Source organism: Paenibacillus sp. R14(2021), from assembly GCF_019431355.1.
Classification (GTDB): domain Bacteria; phylum Bacillota; class Bacilli; order Paenibacillales; family Paenibacillaceae; genus Paenibacillus_Z.
The window spans coordinates 3,921,247-3,936,091 of the sequence record NZ_CP080269.1 but is presented as its reverse complement, the minus strand read 5'-3'; the positions used below and the strand labels follow the sequence as shown (position 1 = coordinate 3,936,091).

Genomic DNA, 14,845 nt, shown 5'->3' with positions numbered 1-14,845 from the left:
CCACATTTATACCTTACCAAAATGATTCAATTGCATTTAATGAATAATGTCAATAAGAAAGGAGGTTTTAGGTATGGGAAATAGGAATCCAAATGCTTACGACCCCGTTCAGATTTTTAACTCTACATCCTTTAATGCGTCTGGAAAAGTTGAGTATGCATCGATCTTTTGCAGTGACGACAGTTATTCGGTTCAGCGTGACGAGACATGGACAGCTTCCAGCCGTGGAGTCTGTTTGTTGACTCGAATCACCGCAACCGTCAAAACGCCAAGTGGAAATATTGAAGCGATCCCTTATACGTCTTCCGGTACTTCTTTCAGCAAGTTCGCCATTATACAGATAGGGGTAAATCAGTTTCAAGTGACGCGCGTTGTAAGTGCCAAAAGACGCAAGTGAAATCCTAAAGCGGACATGATCATGATGAGGTAATAACAGAAAGGACGACAGCCAAGATAAAAGGCTTGTCGTCTTTTTCTCGACTTAATGTTTCTTGTACCATAATATTCTGCGATACATCGAGGAATCTTTCAAGAGCCGGAAAGGACGCAAGTCCGGTTTATAATTGCCTTCAATGATCCAAATCCGGCGGTTCCTGTCGATGCCTATATCGAACCCGACTTGTTTAAGCATGGGGTAACGCTCTCCCAGTCGTTTGGCAGCCAATAGTGCGATCTTTTCCGCTTTGACAAGCAAGCTCCGATCTCCGATTCGGGCTAATTTTAGCGCCTCAAGTACTGGAATGGTGCGGCTGGTCACATTTGTGACTAGATATCCTTGTGCCGCCACTTTCGCGTATGTGCCTGTCACGTTCCAAGTGGATGAAAAGCCTTTTTTTCGCTGAGCCATTATCCGAATGTCTAACGGCTTGTGTTGAATTTGAGCAAGCTGCAGACGCCTTTGGACAATATATCCACGACCTCTGTGTGTTTTACGGAGCCATCGGAGTAACTTATCGGTGTCTCCTATGTTGACCGCATTCTTTTCGTTTTGAATACGATAGGCGTTCGCGCCGTTCTGTTTAATGAACACGATATCCCTTCCGTAACTCCCGTCACGAGGTTTCAGTACGACGCTTCGATAGAGAAGCAGCATCTTCGGTAATGCATCCTTCTTAAGCAACTGTGTCTCTGGCAACCGTCGGGCGAGAGAGGACGTATTGCGAAGGAGGCGATATTGCAACCATTTGTCTCTTTTGATTAACATTGAAATCACAGCCTTTCCAATCTTTTACGGTAATTCTAAGTCAAATCAGTGATCAGCATAAGTGACCATTCGTCTATATTTATAAGCCGAAGAGATCCTCTCTGGCTGCCAACAAAGAAAAGGCCGTCGGTGCAGAACTGGCTCTGTGGAAGTGGTAGCAGATCGGAATTGTTCATGTGTATTGCTCCGTTTGATTGGAATGAAAAGAAGCTGCCTTCTGGGCCTATCGGGTCCTTCGGACAGCTTGTGAAATATATATTGTACTGCTGAATCATCCTAGGCAAAATTCGCAATATAGATGGGATTCGTCAAGGGGACTTGCAACAACCGCTAGTCATCGTGGCCAACTACTTTTTTGACAGCATCCGCAAGAGCTGCTTTATATAGGCGATGGACAGGTTTATGAAGCGGATGTGTACGTCGAATATCCCGAACATCATGATTTACTGAAACCATCGGAATTGCTGGATCAAATCGTTTTAGAGCGGCTAAACACGTTGTCGCAGCATGGTTTTCTATTAGTCACGGCGGATAAAGGCGATCACTTGCTGGATAGCTGGAAATTCGCAGAGCCGCCGGAGTTGACCCTGCACGGTAGCTTTTCTTTAACGGCCAACTACCATGCGATTCAATATGTGTTTGAACAAAGAGGAGCCGCGGCGTTATTTCCACCGCATCATAATAAAAATATTAATGTTGGCTGCGTTCTCCATGTGGAACAGCCGATGGACTATCCCCAAACGAGATTAGCTTATCGCCGGTTTATCGAACGCTATGGACCGGATGAATTTTTTAGCATGAAGGTATGGGTAGATCGCAATTTAGAAAGCATGGGCCTGGAGCATATTTTAAGCTTTTGGCGTTTGGGCGGATACGATACGGAATTTTTCATTCAGAACACGAAGCGGATCTCTAGTCTGATTGCGGATGCGAACGATGAAGAAAAGCAGGATCTTTTGACAGGCATACAGCGGATGTGGTCCTCGTACTACGTCATGGAGCAGCGGTACGATCTTGCGCTCGATGCGGGGTTAGTCCTGTTTGAGATGGGTATGTACGAGGAGTCCAAACGGTTTCTGGAAATATCGATCCTTGAAGAACAAGATGAAGTCGTATCGACCGTATATTATTGTCTAGCTATTTGCTGCTTCGAGTTAGAGTTAGTCCAAGAGGCGTCGCATTACTTGCGTGAGTTATTAGTGCTCGATCCTGGTCATGAAGAGGCAATGGCATTGTTAAGTATGGTTCAAGCGTGAATGATGCTGGTTCCGGATACGGAGCAAGTTTTACAACCTAACATTGCGACGTATGTGAAGCGAGGTTCACCATTAGCGCGGATGGACAATAAAATCAAATATGCATCGGTGGAAATAGCAAAGAGGGGCGCGACAAGGGCGCCCTTTTTTGCTTAAGGGATGATACGGTGAACCGTACCACAAGTAACGGCGAATTTTTGGTGAAAACCCTTATTTGGCGCGGAAAATAAAGCAATGAGGCAGGCAGGGAGGCGGAATATGAAGGAAGCCGGCGGCAAATGCACGAGCTAAGGTACACAAACTGAATTTGAGGCAGGGTAAGCAGTCACCAATACATGACGAAATCCTAAGTCGCCAGGGCTGTTACCTTTTGGTACCGCCGTATGCGGACCCGCATGTAACTACTCTACCTCAATCTCCTTCACCGTTTCTCCCTCAATCAATACGGGTTGGTAGTAGGTGTTGGTGGACAAGTCTTTTTTGCCTTGTAAATGCTTAATGACCCAGTCCGCTGCGTCGCGTCCCATTTGTTCTTGGGGGTGCGTCAGCGTCGTTAGTTGGATATTCGCGTTTTTGGCGATATATGAATTGTCCTGGCCAATGATGGATAGCTCGTCCGGAATGGAGATTCCAAGTCTTCTGCAGGCATGCACGACTTCCAAGCCGACCTCGTCGTTGTAACACACAAGCGCAGTCAATACATCCCGATTGTCGTTCAGATACACGTCCAAGTTAGCGGACAGGTCCGGCTTCGTCGATGTATCGAAAGAAAGCACATGCTCTTGCTGGAACCGTAATTTGGCTTCCCCAAGGGCCTTGATGAATCCCTTCATTCTAAACTTCCCTTGCAAATCATCCATTTTTGCGATGATGCCGATCTGGGTATGTCCCTTAGCAATCAGCTCCCGGGTTGCGAGATAGCTGGACTGCACGTCATCCAGACAGAAGAAAGGAACTTCCAGCTCTTCATAATAGGCATTGATCATCGCGAACGGAACCTCCTGCTCCTTAAAGGACAGGTAGTAAGCGATATTGGGGTTGTATATATTACTTCTGGTAGGCTCAATAATAAGTCCATCCACGCCGTAGGACAGCATCATTTCCAACGCCTTTTTTTCCTGTGCGATATCATTATTGGTACTGGCTAGCAGCAAGGAATAGTTATCTTCGTTTAATCGGCTTTCAATGCCGCGGATAATGGAGGGGAAGATGTAATCCGAGATATAGGTCGTGATGACGCCGATCGTTTTATTTATAGCTTTCCCGCCTGGTTTGGATCGGTATTGGCTGCTGACGTACGTGCCGGATCCCTTCTCGCTTCTTAGGAACCCCTCGTTCGATAACGCCAGAATGGCTTTTCGAACCGTCTGCCGGCTAACGTTGTAGCTGTCCTGCAAAGCGGACTCCGAAGGAATTCTCTCGCCTGCTTTGTACGTTCCAGAGAGGATATAACTTTTGATATCATCAATGATGATCTGGTACTTTGGCTTCATGCCATCCACTTCTTTCATCGTTGTTCCATAAGTTGTACGTACACATTTTAGCATGAATTGCATGAAATGCAAATGCAGTGGCATTTATTTGCGATTTCAACGGTACAAATTCCGCGCTTGCCGTAGGAAGACACTATTGATGAGACGACTAGAGATGGCATTGCGACTTATGTTGGTATAACTATTAGCCTATATTGACAAGTGTACGTACAGAAAATATACTTAGGCTGTCAGTAAAGGAAAGCGCCTTCTTTTGGTCGGAATCTGCCGGCTGTCACATCATGTGACCGGTCCGATCGGAAGCAGCTATTATATGAATCGAATTCGATTGGGTTAAATCGCGAAATGAAATTGCGACAGAGAGGGGATAGACGTGATCATGAATCATGTAGACTTGAAAGAAGCGATAACCAAGGGAGAAACTTCGCTCGGTATCGAATTTGGATCTACGCGGATCAAAGCGGTGCTGATCGATCGTCGTTTCGACACGATCGCATCGGGAAGCTTTGAGTGGGAAAATCGCTTGAAAGACGGATATTGGACGTACAACCAGGAGGATGTTATTACAGGCCTCCAAACCGCTTATCGCGAAATGAAGCAGGAAGTGGAACGGAAATTCGGGGTTACCCTTAAGACCGTTGGTTCGGTCGGATTTTCCGGTATGATGCACGGTTATATGGCATTCGACAGCAAGGGTGAACTGCTGGTGCCGTTTCGGACTTGGCGCAATGCAACAACCGGTGCGGCGGCAAGGGAACTGACGGAGCTGTTCAAGTTCAATATTCCCGAGCGCTGGAGTATCGCCCATTTGTACCAAGCGATATTGAATCAAGAGGAGCATGTGCCTCGCATCGATTTCGTAACGACGCTGGCCGGCTATATCCATTGGCTGCTGACCGGCAATAAAGCAATCGGCATCGGCGATGCTTCCGGCATCTTCCCAATTGATGAAGCAACCCATAATTACCATCCAACGATGGTCAAGCAATTCGATGCATTAATTGCAGCCAAAGGCTGTCCGTGGAAGCTTGGGGATCTTCTTCCGAGCGTCTATCTCTCCGGCGAGCAGGCTGGCGAGCTAACGGCGGCGGGAGCCGCTATTCTGGACCCGGCCGGGGATTTGCAGTCCGGCATTGCGCTCTGTCCTCCGGAAGGCGACGCCGGCACAGGCATGGTTGCGACGAATAGCGTCAGGAAGCGTACGGGCAACGTTTCCGTGGGCACTTCTGTTTTTGCGATGATTGTACTGGAGAAAGAATTATCCAAGGTTTATCCGGAGATCGATATGGTCACGACGCCTGACGGCAGTCCGGTCGGCATGGTGCATGCCAACAACTGCTCCAGCGATCTCAATGCCTGGATGGGACTGTTCCGTGAATTTTCCGAAGCTATGGGATTCAACGTGGATTCCGGCAAATTATTCAGCGTGCTGCTGGGCAAGTCGCTCGAAGCAGACCCGGATGGCGGCGGCTTGCTTAGCTACGGCTATCTCTCGGGCGAAAACATTACGGGACTCGACAAAGGCCGGCCGTTGTTCGTTCGCTCGCCGGAAAGCAACTTTAATCTGGCTAATTTCATGCGCACGCATCTATTCACGGCTTTCGGAGCGCTCAAGCTTGGCATGGATATTTTGACCGAGAACGAACAGGTGGCCATTGACAGCATCTTGGCTCACGGCGGCCTCTTCAAAACCCCTGTCGTTGGACAAAAAACCTTAGCCGCTGCGCTGAACGTACCGATCTCGGTCATGTCCACGGCCGGCGAAGGCGGTGCATGGGGCATGGCGCTTCTGGCCTCTTATATGGTCAACAAGGATCAAGCAGAGAGCTTGGACGACTTCCTCGAACAGAAAGTCTTCCAAGATGTCGAAGGACAGGAGATTGCTCCAGATGAAGCGGATGTACAAGGATTCCAAACATTTATGAAACGTTATGAAGCAGGATTGGCCATCGAACAAGCTGCCGTAGACCATCTGCTAGAGAACGGGAGGGGCTAACGTTGTTAGAACAATTGAAAGAAGAGGTTTATCAGGCAAATCTGGATTTGGCGAAGCATGGACTCGTGAAATTCACTTGGGGCAATGCGAGCGCCATCGATCGGGATAGCGGCCTGTTCGTCATTAAACCGAGCGGAATCAGCTATGAAAAGATGAAACCAAGCGACATGGTAGTCGTGGATCTCGACGGCAAAGTGGTGGAGGGAGAGATGAGACCTTCCTCCGATACCGCGACTCACGCCGTATTGTATAAGCATTATCCGCAAATCGGCGGCATCGTGCATACCCACTCGACTTGGGCAACCATCTGGGCGCAAGCGGGACTGGATGTGCCCGTTATGGGAACGACGCATGCGGACACCTTCTATGGCGCCGTGCCTTGCGCACGGTTCTTGAACCAAGACGAGGTTGACCGGGGATACGAAGCGGAGACGGGTCACGTTATTATCGAAACGTTCGAGAAGCGCGGATTGGATGTCTTGGCGATCCCGGCCGTTCTGCTCCAGGGACATGCGCCTTTCACTTGGGGCAAAGACGTGAAGTCGGCGGTCGTGAACAGCGTCGTGCTGGAGGAAGTGTGCAAAATGAATCTGTACGCGCGGCAATTGAACCATTTTGCCAAAGAACTGCCGCAAGGCATTCTGGATAAGCACTATCTCCGGAAACACGGGAAAGACGCCTACTACGGGCAGAAGTAATAGCCTCACCCTGATTAAAATAAAGAAAAGAGGATGATTAAGATGTCAGCAGCAGCAGCTAAACAGTTTTGGTTTGTCGTAGGTTCGCAGCATCTGTACGGGGAAGAAGCGCTGGCTGAAGTAAAGGCTCATGCGCAGAAGATGACCGATGCTTTGAATAATAGCGGTGTGCTGCCTTATCCGCTTGTCTTGCAGGACTTAGCTGTCAGCGCGGATAAAATTACAAGCATTATGAAAGAGGTCAACTATCGCGACGAAGTGGCGGGTGTCATTACGTGGATGCATACGTTCTCGCCTGCGAAAATGTGGATTCGCGGTACGAAATTGCTGCAGAAGCCTCTGCTTCACTTCGCGACCCAGTTCAATGAAAGCATTCCTTGGGCAACGATCGACATGGACTTCATGAACTTGAACCAGGCCGCTCACGGCGACCGCGAGTATGGATTCATTAATGCCCGTCTGAAGAAACAAAATAAAATCGTCGTAGGCTATTGGGAGCGTCCGGAAGTGCAGCAGCAAATTGCGGATTGGATGGACGTAGCGGTTGCCTATAACGAAGGCTTCAACATCAAAGTTGCCCGTTTCGGCGACAACATGCGCAATGTTGGCGTAACGGAAGGCGACAAGGTCGAGGCTCAAATTCAATTCGGATGGACGGTGGACTACTACGGCATCGGCGACCTTGTGCAATACGTAAATGCCGTTACGGCGCAGGAAATCGATGATCTGATGGCTCAATACGCGGAGACCTACGAATTCGATTACGGCACAAACAGCAAAGAAACTTGGGAAGCGAGCGTCAGAATCCAAGGGAGCTATGAAATCGCCATCAAGCGTTTCTTGGATGAAAAAGGCTATAATGCCTTCACGACGAACTTCGAAGATTTGCATGGCATGAAACAGCTTCCGGGTCTTGCCGTCCAACGTCTGATGGCGCAAGGCTACGGCTTTGCCGGTGAGGGCGACTGGAAGACGGCTGCGCTCGACCGCTTGCTGAAAGTGATGAGCCGCAATCAAAACACGGGCTTTATGGAGGATTACACCTACGAGATGGCGGCCGGTCAGGAAGCCATCCTGCAATCCCATATGCTCGAGGTAGATCCGTCCCTGGCAAGCAACAAGCCGAAAATCGTTGTTTCGCCGCTCGGCATCGGCGACCGCGAAGATCCGGCACGTCTGGTTTTCGACGGCAAAGCCGGCGAAGGCGTAGTCGTATCCATGGCGGACTTCGGCACTCATTATAAATTACTAATCAACGAGGTTTCCGCATTCGAGCCGACGGTTCCGGCTCCTAACCTTCCTGTTGCTCGCGTCCTGTGGACGGTGAAACCGAACTTCCAGGATGGAGTGAAGGCTTGGGTCGAGAATGGCGGCGGCCATCATACCGTCGTTTCCTTGAACCTGACGACAGACCAAATCGTAACCTACGCCAAGCTGGTTAACTTGGAATACGTCGTCATCAAGTAAAAGTAATCCATAATGAATCGCCGCTTCCTTGAGCAAAATGTAAAAACCGTTTCTTTCGTAAATGGATCTTTCTATTTACTAAGGAACGGTTTTTTTGTTTATCAGAATGACTGCTTTCGACGGCACTTTCGCTTGGGAGAGAAGGAAGTTGCTTTCCAACCTCATTCTGAATAGGTATGCCGCAGTGCAAGGGGTGACCAGGATTGACACGAATAGGGTAACTTCAGTTAGCTAACAATACTCAAGATTATTAAAAAAAAGCAGTTGTCCGAAAAATTTGAAGCACCATCGTGTCACGAATTTCATCACATCGTCGTTAAATGTTCGAATGCAAATTAATCAACTAATCAACCGGAGGGATACCCGTATGGCACAGCGTATTAATTACATGCAACAATCACCGGAATTTGTTAAAGCGTTGATGGGATTAAGCAATGCAGAGAATGAAAGTTCGATTGAGCAAAAAACCCGCGATCTCGTTCACATCAGAGCTTCTCAAGTGAATGGGTGTGCTTTCTGCCTGGACATGCACGTCAAAGAGGCTAAGATTCATGGCGAGAGCGAGCTTCGTCTATATCACCTTGCGATTTGGCGCGAATCCACGTTGTTTAGTCCTCGTGAACGAGCTGCGCTGGCATGGACCGAGAGTTTGACCAAGCTGCCTGAACATGGCGTACCTGATGAGCTTTATGAGCTTGTTCGCGGACAGTTGTCCGAAAAAGAGCTGTCCGATCTGACCTTCTCGGTTATGGCTATCAATGCTTGGAACCGCATTAGCATCGCTTTCACAGCTGTACCGGGTTCTGCTGACGCAGCGTATGGATTGACGAAAGCCGGCCTGAGCTAAACCGTTACAAAATCATATATCTCTCCAGCCCTTCTAACGGGCCATAAACTAGGAGGTTCAACATGAAAGTTGTCATTATTGGCGGCACTGGACTGATTGGAAAACAACTTACAAAAAATCTTCGTGAGCAAGGTCATGAGGCAGTACAAGCATCACCTTCTCTTGGCATCAATTCCATTACCGGTGAAGGTCTGACCGAAGCGTTTAAAGGCGCCGACGTCGTCGTCGACGTGACGAATTCGCCTTCATGGGAGGACCAAGCCGTATTGGAATTTTTCGAGACGTCAACTCGAAACCTTCTGGCCGCCGAAGCGGAAGCCGGCGTGAAACACCACGTCGCGCTGTCGATCGTTAACACCGATCTCCTTCCAGAGAACGGTTATTTCCGCGCGAAAACCGCTCAGGAAGTACTGATCAAGTCTTCCAAGATTCCTTACACGATCGTCCGCGCCACGCAGTTCTCCGAATTCGTCGGGGGCATCGTCGACATGGCCACCGAAGGACAAACCGTTACATTGTCGTCCGCCTTCTTCCAGCCGATCACGTCGGGTGACGTTGCAGCCGCGCTGGCTGACTTCGCGCTGGCTCCGGCTGCGAACGCTACCTTCGAGTTGGCCGGTCCGGATCGGTATCGTCTCAACGAAATCGCTCGAATTTACCTTAAAGCGAAAAACGACGCACGTCAGGTAGTCACGGACGAGAACTACAAGTATTTCGGCTCGGTGCTTAAGGAATTGTCCCTCGTACCGCACGATAATTCCAAAGCCCGTATCGCCCCGACTCATTTCGAGGACTGGCTCCGCTCCGCGTCTCAAGCGTAATTAGGCAACAAAACTCTTATCTATCACCCGCAAAGAACCCTTTACAGGGTTCTTTGTGCATTTCCAGCACCTATTTCCCAACACACTCTCGTCCCTTTGGGGTGAGAGTTTTTTTTGGATCGGCAACTGCATTTCCATGTGCTCGAAGTGACTGTAGAATTAGAGTAATATTAAGTTAGAGCATTTCAGAAGGAGATGAATGATGAAAAACATTTTATTTGATTATATGACGAGACTGACCTCTCTTAGCGAAGAAGAGAAGCAAGCGATCGTGAACGAGATTCATATAGATGAATTCAAAAAGGGAACCGTCCTCTTTAGACAAGGGGAGGTTCCGACAAAATGTTATTTCATTCTGAAGGGATGTATAAGGCAGTATTCGATCGATGAAGAGGGAAGAGAGATTACATCGAACTTCTACACCGAAGAGCAAGCCATCGCCATTATTAATCATCACAAGCTAGACAAGTCGTCTGACTACACCATCGCGTGCGTTGAAGACTCTGTGGTGGTCGTTGGCGACCTGGATACGGAAAAGGACATGTATACCAAGTACACGCAGTTGGAGTTGATGACCCGCCAGATGATTGAAGGGAGCTTTAGTCAGGTAAAAGCGGAATTCGCTGCCTTTATCGCATCTTCGCCTGAAGAACGCTTCAAGACCTTGCTAATGAAACGACCTTCTTTAGTCGATCGGGTTCCTCAACATCAATTGGCGAGTTTTCTCGGAATGACCCCGGAGTCCTTAAGTCGAATAAAAAAGAGAATCCATCGAGATAATAATTAGCCGAATAACAGGTGTGTAGAGTCTATTTCCCTCCCCTAAACAGCAACCATAATCCAAAACCTATTTCCCCCAATGTCATAGGTACAATGAAAATAGCTTCAAGGATCGTTCCGATTTCACCGTAATCCGCAAAAAATAGTTTATCTAGGTGAATGAGAATATAGCCCATTGAAGCTAACAGCAGCAGGATGCCGATCCAGCGCGGTACGCTGTCTGATTGGAAAGTCAATATTCCCAAAATCAGCAGATGCGCGCCAAAGACGATTAAACCAACGGACCAAATGGATTCAAAGGCTTTCAAATGCAACATCACTTGTGCGCCAAGTTGATTTGGGGTAAAGCTCGATAAATAATCGGTCCTGTTCGTAAGCAGCAGAACGAATAATAAATTTGTGATCGCTATTCCCAATAGCGTCGCATAAACAAGACGGAGCCATGCACCGAGCAGGGCTAGATTCTTATTTGTTGGCTTCAGGAATACATAGGAAGACCAAGCGACCACAATATCGCATAGCAGGATGATCATCCAACCCAAGATTTCAGCTTTGAAAAGATGGTTTTGCGAAATGATGCGCTGAACGATGGCGCCCGCATTCCCTTGTTCCATAAGCCTTGTATGCACGAAGCCATACGAGAAAAGTGCGGCAAGCGTCATGATCATGAGTGCTGTGCCGGCAATTAGAGCTGATTTTCGTTGATCCGATCGCTCTCTTCTTTGGGTAACCATCAGAGACCCCCCTAGTTATACGTAGTGACTCCATTGTAACTGGGCTGATTTTTACGTTCATTGACTTAAGTCAAGGGGAGCAAGCTTGGAAAGACGCTTTACCGAGCATAGGTTTGGAATAGGCAGAGTGGAGGCGTAATCATGGCAAATACAGATAAGTTTGAAATGATAGCTAAAACGTATGACACTCCTGAAAGAATCCAAATTGCAAAGGTATCATCAGATGCCATTCGCGAATATGTAGTCGACGCTTGATTCTCAAAAATAAGTCACCTGTAAATCAGGCGCTCGCTAAACGTTTATATCGAATCATATTTGGTATAATAGTTGGTAAATAGGAAGAGAAAACGAGGGATGGACATGTCGTATATCGTTGATTTTAAACATGTGTCTACGATTGGCCTAGAGTCTTCACCTGTAGTAGAAGCGCTTGCTGGATTGCGTGCGAATGAAGCCCGTTACTTTATGAACAAATACGAGCATGAATTTACGGTTGTTCCGGCTAGCGAAAGTCAGGAGAGCCTTGATTACGTGAACCGCATTTTGAAAGAAGAACGTGATATTGCGTTTGCGGCCAAACCGCTGGAAACGTCGCGTTTTCAAGTGGAAAATATCCAATTTACCTACGTCTTTTATGAGGACGGGCTTGCGCTCAATGTCATGTATACGGTGGATGATCCTAAGAAGCGGGCCGTTGGATTTAAGCTTTCTGAGGGGATGGAAATACCAGCGGAGTTGGAAGCGAAGTTTAAGTTTGCGAGGCAGAAATCTAAACTAGCCGGAACCATTCGGGGCTCGTATTTTGTCATTAAAGGGCAATATTAAGTATAGGAATTTCCGTAAGCGAACTTATTTGACTTTAACCGAATGCTCATTCATTATGGTGACAAGAGGAGGCTGGAGAAATTGAGAGACACGTATGTATTGGACATGTTGGACAGGAATCACAGTCGATTGCTAAAGTTGGCAGAGGCTTGCTCGGAGGACGAGCGAAATGCGGTACCTGAAGGCTTTAACAACAATATTCATTGGAATATCGGACATGTATTGACCGTTACGGAGCGCTTGGTATTCGAAATTACAGGGCAAACGATGGCTATTTCGGATGACTACCTTACCTTCTTCCGCTCTGGCACGAAGCCGGCGGAATGGCAAGGAGAGCCGCCCGCTTGGGACGTCATCATGACGCAGCTAAGAGAGCAACCTGACCGAATTCGCGAGCTGTTAAAGGACAGCTTGCATGTAACCGTTAAAGAAAATTTCGCGAAAGCGGAGACCGTCGATGAATTGATCGCAGCAGCTTTGCTGCATGAAGTCATGCATTCCAGCACCATATCCGCCATGCTTAAAGTACTGAAATAGAACATCCCTTTTAAACTATGAATGGAAACCTAATATCTCACTGCAAAGGGCACCCGCTTGGGTGCTCTTTCGCTTTAGGTGCATGCGGAGTAGATCTCATTGCAAAAGGGCTTGTTTTTACCGTACTTTTACCGAATGTTTGGTATACTAACCTAATATTCAATGGTGCGGTGGTGAGCGAAATGAACATGCTTCTAGCGGAAGATGATCAGAAACTGGGCAAGCTTGTGAAATACGTACTGGAGCGAAAAGGCGGCTACCATGTCGATTGGGTGAGCAATGGGGAGGACGCGCTGGATTATGCCAGAGGATCGGCCTACGATGTGCTTATTTTGGACTGGATGATGCCTGGCATGAATGGCGTCGATGTGTGCAAGCGGCTTCGGGCGGCAAGCTACAGCCAAGCGATTCTGCTGCTGACCGCCAAGGATGCGCTGCAGGATAAGATTTTCGGATTGGATGCCGGCGCGGACGATTATTTAACGAAACCATTCGAGATGGATGAATTGCTTGCGCGTCTTCGTGTGCTTACACGGCGGAATTTTGCCCCTGTACAATCGGATTTGGTGACGTTCGGGCCGTTTACGTTCAACCGTGTATCACACCGATTATCCAGAAGAGGTGAAGCGGTCCTGCTCAGCCAGCGGGAGTATCAGCTGCTTGATTTCTTCCTGCAGAACAACGGCAATGTGCTGACGAGAGAAGCGATTCTTGATCGTGTATGGGGCATTGGCAGTGACGTATCCTACAAGAACGTCGATGTTACGGTAAAAATGCTCCGGGACAAGCTGGATGATGCACATGCGGAGCCGGCCATTCACAGCATCAGGGGGGTAGGCTACCGGTTTGAAGCTTAAGTTCAGACGCGGCAAAAGGGACTTGTTTGCTCAGACCCGGCGAAAGCTCACTATTACCTATACGTGGCTGATCATTCTATTTCTTGTGATATTCTCAATCATTGTGTCGGCTTTCTTTATTGTCATGGCGTACCGGGAGCAGACGCAGTCGCTTCAATCCGTCCTATACGCCACCGAGAAGGATGGCAGTGTAGCGATACCTGATCTGACAAATTCACGCGATGAGGATTTGTACTTCTACTACATTTTGAGCAACCGCGGCGAGGTGCTCGCGAGAAGTGAGGCGATTCCGCAGTTTGGTGACGTCAACTTAGGGGAAATTGCAGGATGGCATCCACGTGAGGAATCGTTTCGATTGAAGTGGCTGCCCGAACTGCATGCACGCCCTGAAGGGATGATCATCAGGACGCAGGACCGGCTGCTTTTTGTAGGTGCGCGTCCGGTCATGACCGTGGACGGCAGAGTCATAACGATTTACGCCGCGAAAGACGTCACCTTCTACTTCGATGTGTTCAAAACACTGCTCATCGTATTTTTCTGCATCCTCGTTCTGTTCATTATCGCTGCCTTATGGCTCAGCTATTCGATGTCCAAGAGAGCCATGATTCCAATTCAGCGGACATACCGGCAGCAGCAGCAGTTTCTGGCCGATGCGTCGCATGAGCTGCGGACACCGCTGAGCATTATGAATACGTCTCTTGAGGTCATTGAACTGGAGAATGGGGAGACGTTGACCTCGTTTACGAAGGAAGTCGTGTCGGATATGAAAGAAGAAGTGGGCCGGATGAGCCGCATGGTGCAGCATCTGCTGCTCCTCGCTCGAACCGACGCCGGCTCGGTCGAATTCGAGAAGGCGCCTTTCGATCTGACGCCGAAGCTTCGCCAATGGATGCATGCCTTTGAAGCGGTTGCCCAGAAGAAAGCCATTACGCTGAAGGCCGAGCTGCCGGATACGATGACGGTTACTGGAGATGTCGAGCGGATCAAGCAGCTCGTGTACATTCTCCTGGACAACGCGATCAAGTACACGCCGGAGCAGGGGACTGTTGACGCGCTGCTGGAGAGTAGTGGCAAACAATGGCGGCTCTCCGTTCGGGACAGCGGTATCGGCATACCGGCTGCGGATAAGCAGCGGATATTCGACCGGTTCTATCGGGTGGAGGCACATCGCTCGCGTGAGGAAGGCAGCGCAGGGCTGGGATTATCGATTGCGAAGTGGATCGTAGAAGCCCATCAGGGATCCATTGAGGTCGACAGCGTCGTCGGCGAAGGAAGCACCTTTATCGTGAAATTTCCGCTATAACAGCATACGCCCTTTCTCTTGCGATGA

The 14,845-nt window shown here is 48.6% G+C and carries 14 protein-coding genes and 1 pseudogene; 12 read left to right on the top strand and 3 right to left on the bottom strand.

Features of this window, described 5'->3' with window-relative positions; all coding sequences use genetic code 11:
• The first annotated feature begins 73 nt into the window (after positions 1-73).
• Positions 74-397 carry a hypothetical protein gene (locus KXU80_RS18285; RefSeq protein ID WP_219834643.1) on the top strand — a complete coding sequence of 108 codons (324 nt, stop codon included), beginning with the start codon at positions 74-76 and terminating at the stop codon, positions 395-397.
• Positions 398-481: 84 nt separating this feature from the next.
• On the opposite strand, the gene KXU80_RS18280 is transcribed toward KXU80_RS18285, so the two are convergent.
• A complete protein-coding gene (locus KXU80_RS18280; RefSeq protein ID WP_219834642.1) occupies positions 482-1,204 on the bottom strand; it encodes a YheC/YheD family protein in 723 nt (240 codons plus the stop codon).
• Positions 1,205-1,507: 303 nt separating this feature from the next.
• On the opposite strand from KXU80_RS18280, the pseudogene KXU80_RS18275 reads away from it, so the two are divergent.
• A pseudogene (locus KXU80_RS18275) lies at positions 1,508-2,460 on the top strand (tetratricopeptide repeat protein); the annotation flags it as partial.
• Between the two features lie 401 nt (positions 2,461-2,861).
• Here KXU80_RS18275 and KXU80_RS18270 read toward each other — a convergent pair.
• Positions 2,862-3,953 carry a GntR family transcriptional regulator gene (locus tag KXU80_RS18270; RefSeq protein ID WP_219834641.1) on the bottom strand — a complete coding sequence of 364 codons (1,092 nt, stop codon included), beginning with the start codon at positions 3,951-3,953 and terminating at the stop codon, positions 2,862-2,864.
• A gap of 379 nt (positions 3,954-4,332) precedes the next feature.
• Here KXU80_RS18270 and KXU80_RS18265 point away from each other — a divergent pair, with 379 nt between their 5' ends.
• From KXU80_RS18265 to KXU80_RS18240, 6 genes are all read left to right on the top strand, one after another.
• The gene (locus KXU80_RS18265; RefSeq protein WP_219834640.1) at positions 4,333-5,949 is read left to right on the top strand and encodes a xylulokinase; all 1,617 of its coding nucleotides are present in this window, start codon (positions 4,333-4,335) and stop codon (positions 5,947-5,949) included.
• A gap of 2 nt (positions 5,950-5,951) precedes the next feature.
• On the top strand, positions 5,952-6,647 hold the full coding sequence (locus tag KXU80_RS18260) for an L-ribulose-5-phosphate 4-epimerase (RefSeq protein WP_219834639.1): 696 nt from the start codon (positions 5,952-5,954) through the stop codon (positions 6,645-6,647).
• A gap of 42 nt (positions 6,648-6,689) precedes the next feature.
• Entirely contained in the window at positions 6,690-8,114 is a 1,425-nt protein-coding gene (gene araA, locus KXU80_RS18255) for an L-arabinose isomerase (protein ID WP_219834638.1), read from the top strand.
• Positions 8,115-8,481: 367 nt separating this feature from the next.
• Positions 8,482-8,961, top strand: coding sequence for a carboxymuconolactone decarboxylase family protein (locus tag KXU80_RS18250; protein ID WP_219834637.1), 480 nt, complete (start codon positions 8,482-8,484; stop codon positions 8,959-8,961).
• A 62-nt stretch (positions 8,962-9,023) separates the two neighbouring features.
• Positions 9,024-9,782 carry an SDR family oxidoreductase gene (locus KXU80_RS18245; protein ID WP_219834636.1) on the top strand — a complete coding sequence of 253 codons (759 nt, stop codon included), beginning with the start codon at positions 9,024-9,026 and terminating at the stop codon, positions 9,780-9,782.
• A gap of 202 nt (positions 9,783-9,984) precedes the next feature.
• Positions 9,985-10,569: a Crp/Fnr family transcriptional regulator gene (locus KXU80_RS18240; RefSeq protein WP_219839106.1), complete on the top strand. Its 585-nt coding sequence runs from the start codon at positions 9,985-9,987 to the stop codon at positions 10,567-10,569.
• 22 nt (positions 10,570-10,591) lie between these two features.
• On the opposite strand, the gene KXU80_RS18235 is transcribed toward KXU80_RS18240, so the two are convergent.
• Positions 10,592-11,296, bottom strand: coding sequence for a DUF4386 domain-containing protein (locus KXU80_RS18235; protein ID WP_219834635.1), 705 nt, complete (start codon positions 11,294-11,296; stop codon positions 10,592-10,594).
• A 360-nt stretch (positions 11,297-11,656) separates the two neighbouring features.
• Here KXU80_RS18235 and KXU80_RS18225 point away from each other — a divergent pair, with 360 nt between their 5' ends.
• The 4 genes from KXU80_RS18225 (at position 11,657) to KXU80_RS18210 (ending at position 14,818) form a co-directional block, all read left to right on the top strand.
• The gene (locus KXU80_RS18225; protein WP_219834634.1) at positions 11,657-12,121 is read left to right on the top strand and encodes a DUF8821 family protein; all 465 of its coding nucleotides are present in this window, start codon (positions 11,657-11,659) and stop codon (positions 12,119-12,121) included.
• Positions 12,122-12,202: 81 nt separating this feature from the next.
• A complete protein-coding gene (locus KXU80_RS18220) occupies positions 12,203-12,658 on the top strand; it encodes a DinB family protein (RefSeq protein WP_219834633.1) in 456 nt (151 codons plus the stop codon).
• 182 nt (positions 12,659-12,840) lie between these two features.
• Positions 12,841-13,515, top strand: coding sequence for a response regulator transcription factor (locus KXU80_RS18215; RefSeq protein WP_219834632.1), 675 nt, complete (start codon positions 12,841-12,843; stop codon positions 13,513-13,515).
• Positions 13,505-14,818 carry a sensor histidine kinase gene (locus KXU80_RS18210; protein WP_219834631.1) on the top strand — a complete coding sequence of 438 codons (1,314 nt, stop codon included), beginning with the start codon at positions 13,505-13,507 and terminating at the stop codon, positions 14,816-14,818. Before KXU80_RS18215 ends, KXU80_RS18210 begins: the two co-directional genes overlap by 11 nt.
• Positions 14,819-14,845: the final 27 nt, after the last annotated feature.